At 45.5% G+C, this 16969-nt stretch carries 16 protein-coding genes; 9 read left to right on the forward strand and 7 right to left on the reverse strand.

All coding sequences use genetic code 11. The annotated features are described in order from the left end of the window. The first annotated feature begins 102 nt into the window (after positions 1-102). Positions 103-930 carry an undecaprenyl-diphosphate phosphatase gene (locus J7I83_RS03625; RefSeq protein WP_215099316.1) on the forward strand — a complete coding sequence of 276 codons (828 nt, stop codon included), beginning with the start codon at positions 103-105 and terminating at the stop codon, positions 928-930. Positions 931-973: 43 nt separating this feature from the next. On the opposite strand, the gene J7I83_RS03630 is transcribed toward J7I83_RS03625, so the two are convergent. After that, a complete protein-coding gene (locus J7I83_RS03630) occupies positions 974-1855 on the reverse strand; it encodes a LysR family transcriptional regulator (RefSeq protein ID WP_215099317.1) in 882 nt (293 codons plus the stop codon). A 186-nt stretch (positions 1856-2041) separates the two neighbouring features. On the opposite strand from J7I83_RS03630, the gene J7I83_RS03635 reads away from it, so the two are divergent. After that, a complete protein-coding gene (locus tag J7I83_RS03635; protein WP_215099318.1) occupies positions 2042-3361 on the forward strand; it encodes a GntP family permease in 1320 nt (439 codons plus the stop codon). 24 nt (positions 3362-3385) lie between these two features. Further along, entirely contained in the window at positions 3386-4162 is a 777-nt protein-coding gene (locus tag J7I83_RS03640; RefSeq protein WP_215099319.1) for a 3-hydroxybutyrate dehydrogenase, read from the forward strand. Between the two features lie 120 nt (positions 4163-4282). Here J7I83_RS03640 and J7I83_RS03645 read toward each other — a convergent pair whose 3' ends face one another. Together J7I83_RS03645 and J7I83_RS03650 are read right to left on the reverse strand one after the other, a co-directional pair. Next, positions 4283-5056: an alpha/beta fold hydrolase gene (locus tag J7I83_RS03645; RefSeq protein WP_215099320.1), complete on the reverse strand. Its 774-nt coding sequence runs from the start codon at positions 5054-5056 to the stop codon at positions 4283-4285. A 157-nt stretch (positions 5057-5213) separates the two neighbouring features. Then, entirely contained in the window at positions 5214-5768 is a 555-nt protein-coding gene (locus J7I83_RS03650) for a TVP38/TMEM64 family protein (RefSeq protein ID WP_215099321.1), read from the reverse strand. Positions 5769-5978: 210 nt separating this feature from the next. Here J7I83_RS03650 and J7I83_RS03655 point away from each other — a divergent pair, with 210 nt between their 5' ends. The 4 genes from J7I83_RS03655 (at position 5979) to J7I83_RS03670 (ending at position 10600) form a co-directional block, all read left to right on the forward strand. Next, positions 5979-7037: a YkvI family membrane protein gene (locus tag J7I83_RS03655; protein WP_215099362.1), complete on the forward strand. Its 1059-nt coding sequence runs from the start codon at positions 5979-5981 to the stop codon at positions 7035-7037. 97 nt (positions 7038-7134) lie between these two features. Further along, positions 7135-8073, forward strand: coding sequence for a ketopantoate reductase family protein (locus tag J7I83_RS03660; RefSeq protein ID WP_215099322.1), 939 nt, complete (start codon positions 7135-7137; stop codon positions 8071-8073). Positions 8074-8142: 69 nt separating this feature from the next. Next, positions 8143-9105, forward strand: coding sequence for a TRM11 family SAM-dependent methyltransferase (locus J7I83_RS03665; protein WP_215099323.1), 963 nt, complete (start codon positions 8143-8145; stop codon positions 9103-9105). 235 nt (positions 9106-9340) lie between these two features. Beyond that, entirely contained in the window at positions 9341-10600 is a 1260-nt protein-coding gene (locus tag J7I83_RS03670; RefSeq protein ID WP_215099324.1) for a cysteine desulfurase-like protein, read from the forward strand. A gap of 23 nt (positions 10601-10623) precedes the next feature. Here the strand turns inward: J7I83_RS03670 and J7I83_RS03675 are convergent, their stop codons facing one another. Then, positions 10624-11298 carry a class D sortase gene (locus J7I83_RS03675; RefSeq protein WP_215099325.1) on the reverse strand — a complete coding sequence of 225 codons (675 nt, stop codon included), beginning with the start codon at positions 11296-11298 and terminating at the stop codon, positions 10624-10626. 54 nt (positions 11299-11352) lie between these two features. Beyond that, a complete protein-coding gene (locus tag J7I83_RS03680) occupies positions 11353-11781 on the reverse strand; it encodes an excalibur calcium-binding domain-containing protein (protein WP_215099326.1) in 429 nt (142 codons plus the stop codon). Between the two features lie 302 nt (positions 11782-12083). On the opposite strand from J7I83_RS03680, the gene J7I83_RS03685 reads away from it, so the two are divergent. Next, entirely contained in the window at positions 12084-12539 is a 456-nt protein-coding gene (locus J7I83_RS03685) for a HEAT repeat domain-containing protein (RefSeq protein WP_215099327.1), read from the forward strand. 32 nt (positions 12540-12571) lie between these two features. Here the strand turns inward: J7I83_RS03685 and J7I83_RS03690 are convergent, their stop codons facing one another. Both J7I83_RS03690 and J7I83_RS03695 read right to left on the reverse strand, forming a co-directional pair. After that, positions 12572-13153: a biotin transporter BioY gene (locus tag J7I83_RS03690; RefSeq protein ID WP_215099328.1), complete on the reverse strand. Its 582-nt coding sequence runs from the start codon at positions 13151-13153 to the stop codon at positions 12572-12574. Positions 13154-13357: 204 nt separating this feature from the next. Continuing rightward, positions 13358-14635 (reverse strand): glucose-6-phosphate isomerase, encoded by a 1278-nt coding sequence (locus tag J7I83_RS03695; RefSeq protein WP_215099329.1) that lies wholly within the window; start codon positions 14633-14635, stop codon positions 13358-13360. A gap of 255 nt (positions 14636-14890) precedes the next feature. Between J7I83_RS03695 and J7I83_RS03700 the strand changes: the two genes are divergently transcribed. Beyond that, positions 14891-16912 carry a penicillin-binding transpeptidase domain-containing protein gene (locus J7I83_RS03700; RefSeq protein ID WP_215099330.1) on the forward strand — a complete coding sequence of 674 codons (2022 nt, stop codon included), beginning with the start codon at positions 14891-14893 and terminating at the stop codon, positions 16910-16912. The last annotated feature ends 57 nt before the right edge of the window (positions 16913-16969 follow it).

The raw sequence follows: 16969 nt of genomic DNA on the forward strand, positions 1-16969 counted from the left end.
TCTGGGTATTGCAGCGTTCTATAATAGTCGAACAAAAAAAGTCATCTTCTATTGAGCGAAGCTTGAGCATTTATTTTACTAGGGAAAGCAGGATCAGCGCACATGGATTGGTTTGATTTACTTAAGGCATTAATTTTAGGTTTTGTGGAAGGCATGACAGAGTTTGCTCCAGTTTCTTCTACAGGCCATTTGATCATCGTCGATGACATGTGGCTGAAATCCCAGGAGTTTCTAGGGAAATATCCAGCAAATACGTTTAAAATCGTCATCCAGCTGGGATCCATCCTGGCGGTTGTCGTGGTGTTTTGGAAACGTCTTTTCAGTCTGGTTGGTTTGTATAAGATTGAAGGGCAGCAGGCAAGCACAAGCTTCAACTTATTGCATGTCATCATCGGCATGCTGCCGGCAGTGGTTTTTGGATTTGCTTTCAAGGATTTAATCGATGACCATCTGTTTGGTGTCGAGACTGTCATTTACGCTTTGGTTGCCGGATCGATCCTGATGATCGTTGCGGATAAGTTCGGCCCTAAAAAGCCGAAGGTCAACTCGTTGGATGAAATTACGTACTTTCAGGCATTGAAAATAGGTCTTGTGCAATGTCTTTCGTTATGGCCAGGATTCTCCCGTTCGGGTGCCACGATTTCAGGAGGTGTGCTGTTCGGTTTGAATCATCGGGTCGCAGCAGATTTCACGTTTATCATGGCAGTTCCCATCATGTTCGGTGCAAGCCTTGTGTCGGTAATGAAAAACTGGGATACGCTGTCGATGGACTACCTGTCTTTCTATATTGTCGGCTTCCTTTCAGCCTTTGTTTTTGCGTTGATATCCATCCGTTTTTTCTTGAAACTCATTTCCCGCATCAAACTGATGCCATTTGCGATTTACAGACTGGTATTGGCAGCCGTATTGGCTATTATTGTTTTCGTATAGCCAGCAGCAAAAGGAGCTTCCGCGAGGAGGCTCCTTTTGTCTGTCAAACTTTTGGCAAGCCCTTGACCAAAGTGATGAATTCACGTGAAACATAAGGGACATACCGGTTTTTTGCCATGATGATGCCCAGTCTCCACGGAAATGTATGTGTCAACGAAATCATTTTGAAGGGCCCGTGCTTGACGCGATCGCAAATCAATTTAGGCATCAGCGTGACTCCAAGATTTTTTTCCACCATGCCAACAATAAAGTCCCATTGCGAGCTTTCATAGGCGATTTTCGGTGTGAAGCCTTCACTGATGCAGAATTCGATTGTCCGGCTGTTCAAGGTAAACTCCTTGCTGAGCAGAAGAAAAGGGTCATCTTTAAACTGGATGAGATCCATCAAGTCATGATGGGCAAGCGGATGTGATTCGTGGACCAACAGTTTGATCTCCTGGTCTACAAACGGGACAACCTCGAATTTTTCCATATCAACCGGAAGCATGACAAATCCCAAATCGACTTCGCCTTCGTATACTTTTCTTTCCACTGTTTTAGCACCATCCTCAGCCAGCATGATCGTAACGTCAGGATAGGAATGCTGGAATTCAGCAATGATTGTCGGAAAGAACAAAGTGCTGATGACCGGGGGGAGTCCGATATTGATTTTCCCTTTTTTCAAGTTCATGACATCGTACAGAGAGGCCGACAAATCATCGAGGCTGTAGATGATTTTCTGAGCTTGCTCATAGACCACTTCACCGGCATCCGTCAATCCAATTTGACGGGCAGAACGGTCAAACAGCACCACTTCCATTTCCTCCTCCAGGTTCTTGACCATCTTGCTTAAAGTCGGCTGTGTCACATGAAGAGCAAGTGCAGCTTTTGTAAAGCTTTTGTGTTTGGCGACTTCTACGAAGTACGTTAATTGACGGATGTCCATATCATTCTCCTAACCTATAACTAATTATTATAGAACTTATAGTTATTATTCATTTTACCTATCATTGTCGTAGTTGTACACTAATGAAAGCAACAGGAGATCTAAATTTTTAGACAATTCAATGCTTTTCCAAAGATTTTAAGTAAGCGTTTACAAAAAATGGGGGCAGAAAAAGGGGGATTTAAAATGTTGAGTATGTTTGGAATGATTGGTGGACTGGTACTGCTTATCGTTTTGACGATGAGAGGCATGAATTTATTGATTGCGGGTCCATTATCCGCATTGTTTGTAGCAATTTTCAGTGGTTTACCATTGTTTCCACAGCTAGTGGGAGAAGGGGAAGCGAATTTATTAACAAATTATATGACCAGTTTTTCTGGATTTATCACTTCGTGGTTCCCGATGTTCCTTCTCGGTGCAATATTCGGCAAAGTGATGGAAGACAGCGGAGCTGCTGACAGTGTATCAAGATGGCTGGTCGGCAAGTTCGGCTTATCCAAAGCAGTTTTAGCGATTGTCATTGCGTGTGCTGTATTGACGTATGGCGGAGTGAGCTTGTTCGTTGTTGCGTTTTCGGTTTTCCCGATGGCACTCAGCCTGTTCAAGCAGGCAGATCTGCCGCGCCGGTTTATTCCGGCCGCTTTGGCATTGGGGTCGGTGACCTTCACGATGACGTCTGCCGGATCCCCGGAAATCCAAAACTGGATTCCAATTGAATATCTGAATACGACTCCTTATGCAGGATGGGAAGTCAGTATTCTGGTGGCTGTCTTTATGGCCGTGTTCGGCTACTGGTGGCTAAAGCGAATGATTCAAAAAGCAGTCAACAAGGGAGAACGTTTTGAAGCACGTTCCACGGATCCCATTATTGAAGATCGCGAGCTTCCAAATCCATTAATGGGCTTGATCCCATTGCTTGTGGTGCTGACAATTTCATTTATTTTCCATGATTCATTGATGACGTCCGCTTTGATTATTGCTTTATTGGGCGGTGTTATTACAACATATTTATTAAATCGCAAGTATTTCCGGAATCTAGGCAAAGCATTGTCAGACGGAACAATTGGTGCATTGATCGCAATCGGCAATACGGCGGCTGTAGTTGGATTCGGTGGCGTGGCAAAAGCGGTGCCGGCATTCCAGACGGCAGTAGATGCCATGACCAACATTCCAGGAAGCCCGTTGATTGGCGGAGCCATCGCAGTCAGTGTCATTGCTGGACTCACTGGTTCTGCTTCCGGCGGACAGGTTATCGCATTGCCTTTGATTGCACCACATTATATAGACATGGGCGTCAATACAGAAGCGCTGCACCGAACGATTGCTATTTCATCCGGAGCCCTTGATTCATTGCCGCACAATGGTTATGTAGTAACAACAATTCAGGGAATATGCGGAGAAACACATAAAGCCGCATATGGAGCTGTTGGCGCGGTTACGGTTATCGTTCCGTTGCTTGGACTGGCTATCGCGATTGTCCTGTTTACATTGGGACTTGGAATTTAATAAAAGCTATGGAGGTAATCGACTATGGTAGACAATAAAGTGGTATTGATAACAGGAGCTGCCAGCGGAATCGGCTATGAAATCAGTTCTGATTTTGCAGAGGCAGGCGCAAAGATCGTGTTGACAGACATCAATGAAGAAGCGGTTAAGAAAGCGGCAGAAACATTGAAGTCGAAGGGATTGGACTGCATCGGCATCAAATGCGACGTGACAAAAGAAGACGATATCAAAAATGCCATTGAACAAACCGTGGCCCATTTTGGATCGCTTGATGTGTTGATCAATAATGCCGGATTGCAGTACATTTCACCGCTTGAGGAATTTCCAACAGAAAAATATGAACTGCTGATCCGGATTATGCTGATTGCACCATTTATTGCGACTAAACATGCATTCCCGATCATGAAGAAGCAAGGATCAGGAAGGATCATCAATATGGCGTCCATCAATGGACTTGTCGGGTTTGCGGGGAAAGCAGCCTATAACAGCGCCAAACATGGCGTCATCGGCTTGACCAAAGTCGCTGCACTCGAAGGCGCAGAACACGGCATCACCGTCAATGCCATGTGCCCGGGTTATGTGGACACGCCACTGGTCCGAAATCAGATGAACGATTTGGCCAAGACGCGCAATGTGCCGATTGAAAAAGTCTTTGAAGAAGTGCTATATCCGTTGATTCCTCAAAAGCGCCTACTGGCTGTGAAAGAAATATCGGATTATACGATGTTCCTATCCAGTGACAAGGCATCAGGCGTAACAGGGCAAGCCGTAGTTTTGGACGGCGGCTATACAGCTCAATAATTATGAAAAAACCCGTTCAGCATTTTTAAGCTGAACGGGTTTTTTCATAGTCAGAGGCAGTTATTCATTGAACCAGGAATTGGGCTATTGCTTCACGGCATTCCTGAAAGTTAGTTAAATTCATTCCAGGAAATTCTCTGCAATTCCAAGAAAGAGATCGGCTTGTTCAACATTAGGGGCATGGCCGGAGCGTTTGAATTCCATAAAGGTGGCATCCGGAATGAAAACAGCTGTTTCGCGCCCTTTTTCGGGAGAATTCAAGCCGTCAAATTTACCGCTGATAACCAATGTTTCAGCAGTGATGTTGATAAGCTGCTGTCGAAAGTCAAATTCTTTTAAAGCATCTGCTGCAATGCCTTGCTCCTTCATGGTCAATTGTCGGCTATTTTGAGCTGTTTTGTTGAGCCATTCATCAATCCGGCTTTGGTTATGGTAAATATAGCTGTAGGAAGCATTAAATTTTTCAAGTATGCTCAAGCCGTCAAATTTGGTAGGGTAGCGGTCAAAAAGCTCTGCTATGGATGATTGCTCACCGTAGGATTTGGTAGCCACCAATATCAACTTCCTGACTTTTTCTGAATTTTGGATGGCAACTCCCTGTGCGATATAACTGCCCATCGATACGCCGAGAACATCGACAGCATCCAATGCCAGATGAGCAAGAAGGGCATTGGCATCTTCTATATGATCCTGTAATGTGTACTCTTCAAGGCGGCTTGAATTGCCATGGCCGCGTGAATCCAATGCAATAATCCGGCGTTCTTTTTTAAAGAATTCAATTTCACGATAAAACATCGCCGAATTGCTGGTCAATCCATGGAGCAGGAGAAGCGGACGGCCTTTCCCGATATCTTCGTAAAATAATTCAATCTCGTTGTGTTTGAAAACGGGCATAGTTATTCTCCTTTTTCGATTGTTTGCTTGATGGCCCCTTGTCTGTAGTACCCTATGTTAAAGAGATTATGGCTTTCAGGGAAAACTAAAAGCACAACAAAAGTTGTGCTGAAAACTTCTTGGGTTTCACTGATGCATCACCAGTTAGAATTCTCCTTTATTCAATTGGACTGTGCCGGGATTTATGCCATTTTCCGATAAAGCTGAAGACCGCCGCAAGCAGTAAAAACATGCTGACGGTGATATACCAGGGAAACTCCGTGATGGCCTGGCCAAAAGCTGTGTAAAGGATTGCCGGAGCGATTAGGCCCAGTGCAGAAATAATCATATATTCTTTTAAAGTTTTCGTCATTTCCATCAAATACAGAGATAAGAGGTGGAAGTGTACAAAAGGCATAATGCGCAAAATCATGACTTGGGTAACGGATAAAGTGCGGTCAGGAAAAAACTTGTCTTTCAACCGAGCTATTTTCGCTTCGAATTTCGGGAATTTATGAACCAGCAAGTAAGATACCCAGCTCATTAAGGTCAACCCGATAAACGACAAGAAAGCACCTTCAATAAAACCGAAAAGAAAACCTCCAGCAAGGCAAACAGCAATAACCGGCAAAAAGAGCAGTGGACGTATTAAATGCAATAAGATAAAAAGAAATGGTGCCAGCCAGCCGACGTTATCCATGAAAACTTCGAGGGATTGATCGAATTGCTCCACACGATCCCAACCTCTCTAAATGTGTATGCTAATAAGGTAGGATAATCCAAAAAGCGAGTAAAAGCAAGAAGTATGAAATTTTTTTGGAGATTTATGTTTAAGTACATCAATAGAGGGAAAAATAGGAGGTGGTTTAATAATTAGAAATGGGAGAGTTCTCGTTTGGCAGCTAAGAAAATGACAGATGCAAAAGAATGGAAGGAAGAGATGATGAAGAAAAGTTTAAAGATTGCAAGTGCATTTATCGGTATTGTAGTGGGTGCCGGTTTTGCTTCCGGCCAGGAAATTCTGCAGTACTTCACAAGTTTTGGCTATTGGGGATTTGGGGCTGTTCTTGTGGCGACAGCATTGTTCGGCTATTTGGGCATGGTTTTGACACGTCTGGGCAGCCGGATGCAGACCATTTCTCATGAAGACGCAGTGTACGCGATAGGTGGAAGAGTATTGGGGAAAATAATCGATTATACCCTCATTCTAACTTTGTTTGGTATTCTGGTTGTCATGATTGCCGGAGCAGGGTCGATTTTCTCCCAGCAATTTGATCTGGCGCCAGCATTTGGCCGGAGCATCATGATAATCCTCGTTATTTTAACCATCATGTTGAATGTTAAGAAAGTTATTATCATCATCAGCAGCATCACCCCATTTTTGGTCTTATTGGTTGTTGGAATTACTATCTACAGCATAATGACGATGGATTCAAGCTTTGCAGAATTGGAGCCGGTAGCTAGAGAACAGCTGTCTTCGACACCGCACTGGTTTTTATCTGCTATCAACTACGTATCGCTGGCCATTGCGCTCGGGGCATCCATGTCACTTGTCATGGGGGGAGCGGAGAAAGATGAAAAAGTCGCGGCCCGTGGCGGTTTGATTGGTGGACTTGGTTATGGTTTTTTAATTCTCTTAAGCTACTTCGCGATATTTGCAAAAGTCGATGTGGTCGGCTCTTCAGATTTGCCGATGCTGGCCATTGCCGACAATATTTCTCCTGTATTGGGCGTGATCATGGCAATTGTCATTTTTGCGATGATCTATAACACGGCCATCAGCATGCTGCTGTCGTTTTCAGCCCGTTTCATGAAAATGGGAACAAGCCGATTCCGCATTTTTGTCATCATTTCAGGCGCAGCGGCATTTCTCTTGAGCTTTCTTGGATTTACTGCACTCGTCAACTGGTTTTATCCGGTTGTCGGTTACCTTGGCCTCTTATTGGTAGGTGCCCTGGTGGTCGCGGATATTCGCAAAACCGGAAAAACTGTGAAAAAATAGTTTTGAAAAACCAGCTGTCCTGTAGAGGAAGCTGGTTTTTTTGTGGTATATTCAGGCTACCCAGCAGCTAGAACAACTGCTTGAAAAGAGGGATTTAATGAACATACTGATTGCAGGTGCAGGAGCAATGGGCAGTTTGTTTGGCGGCCGCCTCAAAGCTCAGCAGGTTGAAGTTCTTCTATATAATAGGAACAATCCGCATGTAGAAAAAATCAATCATAGCGGATTGACGATTGTAGAACGTGATAACCAGGAAACGACGGTTCCGTTGAAAGTTGTGCAGGAAATTTCGAAAACAGATACCTACGATCTTGTTTTAGTACTGGTGAAAGCACATGCAACTAAGAGGGTATTGGAAGCTATAAGGGATTCGTTTTCCCCGCAAACCCTGTTCGTCACCATGCAGAACGGCCTTGGAAATTCGGAAGTGATTGCTGAGCTGTTTCCGGACAATCCATCAGTTGCTGGAACGATGGGCTGCGGCGCCAGTGTGGAAAGTGACGGACGGATCCTTCACCGAGGTTGGGGCAAAAATTATATCGGCCAGTCTGAAGACGCGGATGCCCAGAAAAAACTGCTGGAATTCATTGAACTGCTGAACCGCTCAGGTCTGGAAACGGAATTAGCGGAAGATGTCCAAGCGGTTATCTGGAATAAACTATTCGTCAATGTTGCCTATAATTCGCTGACTGCGCTGACGCGGTTAAGGAATGGTGATATCCTGAATACCGATGAAGGTCAGGATTTATTGCGTCGCATCGTCACGGAAGCGGTGCAGGTAGCCAAAGCGGAAGGTGTCTCTGTGGATGCAGAGAAAATCATCGCAAAATGCCTGAAGATGGGTCAGGAGGATATCGGTGCCAATAAATCCTCGATGCTGATGGACGTTCTGCATAAGCGGAAAACAGAAATTGATGCCATCAACGGAGCTGTAGCGAAACTCGGCAAGCAACATAGTATCGATACCCCGTACAATGAATTGATCACAGGAATCATCAAAGTCATTGAAGCGAATTATGATCTTCAAGTCGACTAACTTTCGATGGATTCTGCTATACTTATGGGATATTGTCCTGAACAAAAGGGCAGATAAGGACGGGATGAATTGAATCGATTAACTGCAACAGGCGACTATATTTATACATACGCCTATACGAATGATGAAGAAGCACTATGCCAATTGGAAATGCGGTCTTTTTTCGGAAGGGACACCAGCGAAAAAATCGTCAAGAGCAGAGTGGCGATAGACCCAAGCCGAAGCCCGTTTATCAAGGAACGCATTGAATTGTATTTTGAAGGTGATACATTGCAGGATATCCTGGAACAATCCGCCAGAGTAGACATGGGGGATGCAACATTCAAAGTGATCTTTCTGAAGATCAATGGCTTGTCTGAGCAGGACCAGGTCGACTATTTGGGGAAACGGGACATTGAACGGCAAATCGGATCAGCCATTACCGGCGAAGCGGATGTCCATCATCCAGATGTGACATTCGGGTTGATTCCCTTTGAGGGCCGTTGGTACTTCGGGCGTTATCTCCAAAGCGAACCGGTCTGGTTCAAGCATATGAAAAAGCCGCGGGAATACTCAACGGCACTCAGCACGCGCGTGGCTCGGGCTGTGGCAAATATCGCGGTGCCACAACCGGAAGGCGTTAAAGCCATCGATCCGTGCTGCGGCATCGGTACGGTTTTGGTGGAGGCGCTGTCGATGGGCATTGATATTGTCGGACGCGACATCAATCCGTTGGTCGTCGAAGGGTCTCGCGAGAACATTGCCCACTTCGGGTTGATGGGCAACGTGGAGTTGGGTCCGATTGCGGAAGTCGAGAAAAGCTACGATGTGGCCATTATCGACATGCCGTATAATTTGTATACGCACGCAACGCCTGCAGACCAATTGGCGATTTTGAAAGATGCCCATCCATTCACGGAAAAACTATTGGTCGTTACCATCGAGACGATGGATCATATGGTCGAAGAAGCCGGATTTGTGGTTACGGACCGCTGCGTTGCGAAAAAAGGGTTGTTCCTGCGCGAAATTCTGGTGTGCCAGAAAGCAGTTTAATGAAACGAAGTAGAGCGCCGCGATTTGCGGCGTTTTTTTGGTGGGAAAATGGTGTTTGGCTCGTATTTGGGTTGGAACGGATCGTATTTTGTCTGTTGTGGACTGTATTTCAGGCGTAATGGATCGTATTTCACCCACAATGGATTGTATTCCAAAAATCGATGAAAAATAAAGGAGATTCCACCGGGAAATTGAATATGGTAACAGTACCTTATTCGAAAAGGAGCTGCAGACGATGAAATCCACTAAAGCGACTTTCTCCATCACCAAAGTGCGGGAGCAGTTTCCGGCTTTGGCCAGAACATATAAAGACAAGCAAGTTGCTTATTTTGATGGTCCTGGAGGTTCACAAGTCGTCCGTTCGGCAATCCAGGCGATTGCAGCCTATATGGAAAGCGGAGGCGCCAATCTCCACGGGGCTTTCCCATCCAGCTGGGAAACGGAAGAAATCATCTCAGAGGCAAGGCTGGCAATGGCTGACTTTCTGAATGTCCAGGCAAAGGAAGTGGCATTCGGTGCCAATATGACCACTTTAACGATTGCTATAGCCAACGCACTCGGCAAAAACTTCCAAGCAGGCGACGAAATCGTTGTCACAGAAATGGACCACCGCGCCAATGTCGATCCATGGATCATGATGGCGGAGGACCGTGGATTAACAGTTCGCTGGATCAAGGTCGATCCCGAAACGAAAACTTTGGATCTGACAGGCTTGGACAAGCTGATCAACGCTAAGACAAAGATCGTTGCTGTCGGAATGGCTTCCAATGCCATCGGCACAGTAGTCGACCTCGTACCCTTTGCTGAACGGGCAAAAAAAGTGGGTGCCTTGCTGGTAGCGGATGCTGTTCATGCCGCTCCTCATCTGCCGATTGATCGGGACAGGCAGCAAATTGATATTTTATTGTGCTCGGCCTACAAGTTTTTTGGGCCGCATATCGGCATTGCAGCAATTAAAGAAGAGGTTTTCAAGGACCTTGAGCCGTATAAGCTGACTACTTCACCCGCGTATTATCCCGATAAACTGGAAACTGGTACGCAAAACCATGAAGGCATCGCTGGTATTCGGCCGGCCGTCGAGTTTTTTGCAGGGTTTGGCGAAGGTGAAACCCGCAGGGAGCGTATTCTGTCCGGAATAGAGCAAATTGAAGCCTACGAAAACAGCTTGGCCCAGCGGCTGCGGGAAGGCTTAGCCGCAATTGAAGGCGTGACGGTAACTCAGGCGGCCGCAGATGTGCCGAAAACACCGACAGTCGCTTTCCAGGTCAGCAGCATGGAATCGTCGGAAATCTGCAAAGTCTTGGCTGAAGAGTACAGCATCTTTGCCGCTGCGGGGCATTTCTATGCTTCGACGCTTGGCGATGTCCTTGGCGTCAACGACAGCGGCGGATGGGTGCGAGCGGGGCTGGCGCCTTACAGTACAGAAGAAGAAGTAGAACGTTTGATCGGCGCCATCAAAAAAATTGTGAATGAAAATAAACAGGGCAACAGCTGATGAATCATCGGCTGTTGCCCTGTTTATTTTGAAGCAGTGTCATGTGTTGAAACCAGTTCCGCTTGAACGATATATCGGTCAGGCGCATAGCCGATAAAATCAAATGGATAACAGGTGGTCAATGTCAGCGTGGATTGATCTTTTTCAACAATGACGGTCCTGTCATCTTCATGTGTGATCCAAATATCGGTAATTTCATAGACAAAAGTCTCGTCGTCGTATTGAACCATCAACTGATCTTTATCTTCAAGTTTACCCAGTCCCGTAAAAACCGTATCCCGATGCCCACTTAATACAGTATGTCCCTTTTCACCTGGAATGGTCGTTAAGTCGCTGACATATAAGCCGACGCCTTTTTCCAAAGTTTCCTCGTCGGCTCCCCAATAAACCGAATATTTTTGTTCGATTTTGGGAATCAGCAAAGCCGCTGTTTTTTCACCAGCTTCCTGTTGGACAGAAGTGGTCAATACAGGTGCCGTTTCTTTAGCAGGAAGAGGAATAGCTGTCGCCTTGTCTTCTATTTCAATAGATTCTTCCGGTATCTCGACTGCAGAGTGCTCTTTAAATTTCTGGATTGTTTGGAGCTCTTCCACCGTTAAATTTTGTGCTGAGCTTGCAGCGGTTTGCCATTCAAATAAATGGTAGAGTCCGATTGCCAGTCCTGAGACAAGTAAAAATACACCCAGCCATCTTTTCATCAGCCTTCACCTCAAAGAGAACCGGCAGGAAATTTCCAGGCGGCAGATTTTATTTTAAGCATTTTGGTTTTTGCGGCGGAATAATAGAAGAGAACCTGCACCAGCAAGCCCTGCACCAAACAGCATCATCAATGGCCCGTTTGAAGCTGTGTCCGGCAATGCAGCACCTTCTTCTGTTTCATCTTCTTCAGTGGCTGCTTCTTCTTCAGCAACTGTTTCCTTAGAAGAGTCATCAGTTTCCTGGCTTGCTACGTAACTATCGTATTCACTTTGACTAGTTTCGCATGGTAAACCATCACTGTCACGATCTAAATCATGTGGATCGTTGCTTGCACTATATCCGTTGTCATACCAGAAAGCCATTACTTCTTCTTGAGATGAAAATTCTCCACAATCCCTATCATTTTCTACAGCACCCACGTTTAGTGTTGAACTCAACACCAAAAATGAGCCGAAGATGACTCCACTTATTTTTTTCTTCATAAATATTCCTCCTTTTCCAATAATTTATTTAATACATCATCACCTTATCTTTAGTTTACTTAATATTCAATTTATTTTTAATAATTTTATCAAATATTAGTTAAAAAAGGTAATAAGACTTATGGAAAATACAGGCGTATAAAACTTTAGGGCTTCTAAATATTCCTTTTTCGAGGTAGACTCGGCTTGCAGAATAATCGGCTTTTTTCCTTTTGCATCAGTTGATGGTATACTGGTAGCAACTTGTTCCGTCAACGGAGAGCATTACCCCATTTCCCGCAAAGGGAGATGAACAAAGGAGAATGAATTTTTTGAAACAACCGAACAAAAACACACCTAACTTACCACCGAATTACGACGAATTGAAAAAAGCGGCGAACCGGACAGCAAACTGGAAAGAGCGTTTGGCTGCGGTTGAAGAGCTTGGCAACTGGAAAAGTGATCCAACGATCGACCTTTTGACGCACCGCATGAACCACGACCCTGTCTATCAAGTGCAGGAAGCTGCTTATGCAAAATTAAAAGGCTTTGGCGAGAATGTCCACATGCCGGAACGGAAGAAATTTGACTTGATCAAAGATACTTCCAAAGTGCTTGTGCGCATCAAAAAAAGTTTGCCTGCAGACCACAGCTATGAAGAATTCAAAGTGAAGCTTCAAAAAATGCGTGTGGATATTTATGATACGTATAAAGGCGACAAAGGCGAAGATTTCGAGAAATGGTTGGAAGACCAGTGGAAATCAGCTCCGACTAAATAAAAAAACCGGATGCCTCAAAGGCATCCGGTTTTTTATAGATATTTTTGGATAATGGGTTTTAAGCGGAACCCGAACAAACCGGCAAGAACTGCCAGGATCAGATCTTTTGGCAGCGGCACTGCCATCCAGGCCCAGGCCATCTGATAAGAAAATCCTTCTGGTGCGGCAAACCATAGCTTGTATGCCGCAAACATCCAATTGGTGCCAAACAAGTAATTGATGGCTGTGGCAACCAGGGCTGCAACCACAAAGGCTTTTCGTGAAGGCCATTTTTCCACGATCAACCCGGCAAAATAGGCGACAAAAACATAAGAAATGATAAAACCGAACGTCGGGCTGAGCAAAGTGTCCATGCCGCCGGAAAATCCTGCAAAGACAGGTACGCCAGCAAGGCCGATAAACGCATAAACAATCATCGATACAGAGCCCATCCGGCTGCCGAGCAGAATGCCTGCCAAAATTGCGAAGAAAGTTTGAAGTGTGATGGGGACGCCACCAACAACCAAAAATGTAGCAATATTTGCGCCAATAGCCATCAAGGCGGCGAACATGGCGATATGTACCAATTGCAGCGTGCGGGAATGATTGGCCGATCTGGTAGTAGTGGTTGTCATACGGGTTCCTCCTGATTTTTCAATATAAATTGAGTATACTTAGGTGGAATATTTAAGTCAACTTATTTTTAATTTTAGTTAACACAATTGATTGGATTTTAAAACTTCTGTTATGGTTGGAGCTTCCCTCGTTTTGAAAGAAAAGTAATCCGGACCTTACCATAGAAAAAGCTGGCCTTCTACAGGCCAGCTTTTTCTATGGTTTTAAAATCCAGGTTTATTCAACAGTTTGAAGATATTGTTTTTGTAATCTTCGACGCCTGGCTGATCGAACGGATTGATGTCGAGCAGATAAGCACTGTAGGCACAAGCAAGCATGTAGAAATACAGCAGGTGACCCAGGTTGTATTCGTCGATTTTCGGAATGGTCAGGCTGAGCTGAGGTACGCCGCCGTCTAAATGGGCGCTCGATGTTCCTTTATACGCTACATGGTTGAACTCCTGTAAAGAAAGTCCAGCCATGTAATTCAATTCGTCGCCATCGTTTTCGGCTTCGAAAATCGAGAGGTCTTCTTTCGCTTCTTGGACCAGCAGGAAGGTTTCAAACAAATTACGTTTGCCGTCTTGTATATACTGTCCCATAGAGTGAAGGTCAGTCGTGAAGGAAACCGAAGCAGGGAAGATGCCTTTGCCTTCTTTCCCTTCGCTTTCGCCAAACAATTGCTTCCACCATTCCTGTACGAATGAAAGCTTTGGTTCGAACGTCGCCATCACTTCTGTTGTGTAACCTTCAACATAAAGCTGATGGCGGACTGCCGCGTATTGCAGCGCTGGATTTTCATCCGCATCGGTGTTGTTGTAAAGCTCCTCGGCATTCACAGCTCCTGCAATCAAGTCGCGGATAGAGTAGCCGGCAGCCGCAATTGGCACCAATCCAACAGCAGTGAAAACAGAATAGCGTCCGCCTACGTCTTCAGGAACCACAAAGCGCTGGTAGCCATTAGCTTCAGCGAGTGTCAATAAGGCGCCTTTTTCAGCGTCCGTTGTGACGATGATCCGCTCAGCCGCTTCCTGGCCATAGCGCTTTTCCATATAATCCTTCAGGAAACGGAAAGCGATGGCAGGCTCTGTCGTCTTGCCTGATTTGGAAATGACGTTGACCATGACACGCTTGCCGTCAAGATGGGCAAGGAGTTGCTTTAAGTATTCGCCGCTGACTTGATGGCCCGCAAAGACCACTTCCAGCCCCGATTCTTTGTTGAAATATGGATCTAATGCCGATAGTACTGCTTTAGAACCCAAGTACGATCCACCGATGCCGATGACGACCAAAACATCCGCAGTGTCACGGATTTGTGCTGCCGTTTTTTCGACTTTCTTCAAAAACTCTTCCTCAAGTGTGCTTGGCCAATCCAGCCAGCCGAGAAAATCAGAGCCTTTCCCTTTTTTGCTGTAAAGATTCTCATGAATTTGCTTTAACTGTGCTCTTTTTTCAAGTGTTAGTACTGCGCCAATTGATTCTGAAAATGTAATTTTAACCATATTCACCCTCCTGTCTTTTGTTAATCAGTTTACCATATTAAAACTGGCAATTGCGGATGTTTTGCAGAGGAAATTATGCGTCCTGGAAACTCTATAAGAAGAAGTGGGGAATTTTTTTGAACAGCTGTGCCTAAAACACACCGAGCAGAGACTAAAGGATTTTTCAATGTGATATGGACTTGGCCTAAGAGCTGTTATCCTTTCAACTTCTAGTTGTTTATTGGTAAAATAAAGAAAACAATTGGGGGTAATGGTATGGCTAAGAAATTAACAATCGTATTGTCATTGATTTTCCTGGGCTTTCTGGCAGGCTGCCAGCAACAGGCGACACCCGAAGATCGGCTGAAAGCATACATAGAACACTGGAACAAAGGAGAGTTTTCAGAGATGTACAGCGCCTATTTAAATCAAGGCACGAAGGAAGCTTACGCCTCGGAAGATTTTGTCGAACGTCAGCAAAAGCTCTATGATGACTTGGCCATTGAAAATGTCGAGGTGACTTATACGGAACCGGAAGAAGATGCCGAATGGGATACTGAAAGTCCGGCAGATTTTCCGGTACAGGTAAAAATGGACACGATGGCCGGACCGGTCGAATTTAAAAAATCCATGACCTTGCTGTATGAAACGCAGGAAGATACGGAAGATTGGTTTGTCGAATGGGATCCTTCCTTTATTTTTGAGCAGCTGGAAACGGGTGACGAAGTCCGTGTCTCAGCATCAGATGCAGAGCGCGGTGAGATTTTAGACCGCAACGAACAGCCGATTGCCGTCAACGGAACAGGCTATAATATCGGTGTGGTTCCTGAAAGCTTCACCGAAGAATCCGATAAAGACGAACTTGCGGAAATCCTGGAAATTTCAGTTGCCTCTATTGATGAAAAAATGGGACAAAGCTGGGTCCAGAAGGATCAGTTTGTGCCAATTTCCAAGGCAGCTAAAAATGATACGGAATTGCTGGGAAAAGTAGAAGCGATTCCGGGTGCAACCTATCAGGAAACAGCGATGCGTGAATATCCATACGGAGAAGCGCTGGGTCATCTGAGCGGCTATATCGGCCCTATTACTGCTGAGAAACTGGAAGAGCTTGAAGATCAGGGCTATACAGCAACCGATTCAATCGGCAGAAGAGGCCTTGAGCAAACACTTGAAGACCGCCTTCATGGCAAGAAAGGCATGAAAATTCTTATTAAAAAGCAAGGCGACAACGGGGAAGAGCTGACAATTGCGGAAACACCTGCTGAAAACGGAGAAACGGTCGTTCTGACCATTGATGCAGAGCTCCAGGAATCAGCTTTTGATTCGATGGAAGGCGAAGCGGGAACAAGTGCCGCAGTCGACCCAAAAACCGGTGAAACGCTGGCTTTGGTCAGTTCACCGGCTTATGATCCGAACGAATACATGTTGGGAATCAGCAAGAGCCGTTTCAAAGAATTGAGTGAAGACCCCTTAAATCCTTTGTTCAACCGGTTTGGAGCTTCTTATGCACCAGGCTCAACTATCAAGCCGGTGACAGCCGCAATCGGCATGGAAGCGGGAACGCTGGAGCCTGCGGATGGTCTGCAGATTGACGGCGCCACATGGCAAAAAGACGGTTCCTGGGGAGATTACCGGGTAACCCGCCTGCATCCAGAAGCACCCAATCCGATTGATTTGAACAAAGCATTGGTGTACTCGGACAACATCTACTTTGCCCGCCAAGCGCTCAACATGGGCAATGAAACACTTGTATCAGGTTTGCAGAGCTATGGTTTTGGAGAAGAAATCCCATTCGCTTTAGAGCTGCAGCCGTCGCAGATTTCCAATGAAGGAACTTTAGGGTCTGAAGGCCAGCTTGCGGATACTTCTTTCGGGCAAGGACAAATGCTGACCAATATCCTTCACTTGGCTTCCATGTATGAGCCGTTCCTGACAGATGGCATCATGTACAAGCCGCTGCTGTTTATGGATGAGGAAAAAAGCCAGGTATGGAAAGAAGGATTGCTGAGCGCAGAAAATGCAGAAACTCTCCGCACGGGCATGCGCAATGTTGTAGTGGATGGCTATGCCCAATCAGCCAACAGCCCCTCCGTGAAAATTGCCGGAAAAACCGGTACCGCTGAATTAAAAGGCGCGATTGGCGAAGAAGGACAGGAAAATGGCTTTTTTGTCGCCTACGATTCGGAAAGCCCGGATTTCATCCTGGCCATGATGATCGAATCGATCGAAGACAATGGCGGCAGTGATTATGTTGCTGGGTTCGCCACTACAGTATTTGAAGAATATAATGCTGAATAATAGAAGGAAACAGCCACCGGCAAGCACTTATTGCCGGTGGCCTTTTTATGGGGAAAT

Source organism: Planococcus sp. ISL-110 (assembly GCF_018613575.1).
Classification (GTDB): domain Bacteria; phylum Bacillota; class Bacilli; order Bacillales_A; family Planococcaceae; genus Planococcus.

Coding starts and splice junctions, on each gene's coding strand:
- J7I83_RS03690 (WP_215099328.1), bottom strand. CDS start 13,153: ATGACAACCACTACTACCAGATCGGCCAATCATTCCCGCACGCTGCAA.
- J7I83_RS03685 (WP_215099327.1), top strand. CDS start 12,084: ATGAATTTTTTGAAACAACCGAACAAAAACACACCTAACTTACCACCG.
- J7I83_RS03655 (WP_215099362.1), top strand. CDS start 5,979: ATGAAGAAAAGTTTAAAGATTGCAAGTGCATTTATCGGTATTGTAGTG.
- J7I83_RS03675 (WP_215099325.1), bottom strand. CDS start 11,298: ATGAAAAGATGGCTGGGTGTATTTTTACTTGTCTCAGGACTGGCAATC.
- J7I83_RS03700 (WP_215099330.1), top strand. CDS start 14,891: ATGGCTAAGAAATTAACAATCGTATTGTCATTGATTTTCCTGGGCTTT.
- J7I83_RS03680 (WP_215099326.1), bottom strand. CDS start 11,781: ATGAAGAAAAAAATAAGTGGAGTCATCTTCGGCTCATTTTTGGTGTTG.
- J7I83_RS03640 (WP_215099319.1), top strand. CDS start 3,386: ATGGTAGACAATAAAGTGGTATTGATAACAGGAGCTGCCAGCGGAATC.
- J7I83_RS03695 (WP_215099329.1), bottom strand. CDS start 14,635: ATGGTTAAAATTACATTTTCAGAATCAATTGGCGCAGTACTAACACTT.
- J7I83_RS03635 (WP_215099318.1), top strand. CDS start 2,042: ATGTTGAGTATGTTTGGAATGATTGGTGGACTGGTACTGCTTATCGTT.
- J7I83_RS03625 (WP_215099316.1), top strand. CDS start 103: ATGGATTGGTTTGATTTACTTAAGGCATTAATTTTAGGTTTTGTGGAA.
- J7I83_RS03630 (WP_215099317.1), bottom strand. CDS start 1,855: ATGGACATCCGTCAATTAACGTACTTCGTAGAAGTCGCCAAACACAAA.
- J7I83_RS03660 (WP_215099322.1), top strand. CDS start 7,135: ATGAACATACTGATTGCAGGTGCAGGAGCAATGGGCAGTTTGTTTGGC.
- J7I83_RS03670 (WP_215099324.1), top strand. CDS start 9,341: ATGAAATCCACTAAAGCGACTTTCTCCATCACCAAAGTGCGGGAGCAG.
- J7I83_RS03645 (WP_215099320.1), bottom strand. CDS start 5,056: ATGCCCGTTTTCAAACACAACGAGATTGAATTATTTTACGAAGATATC.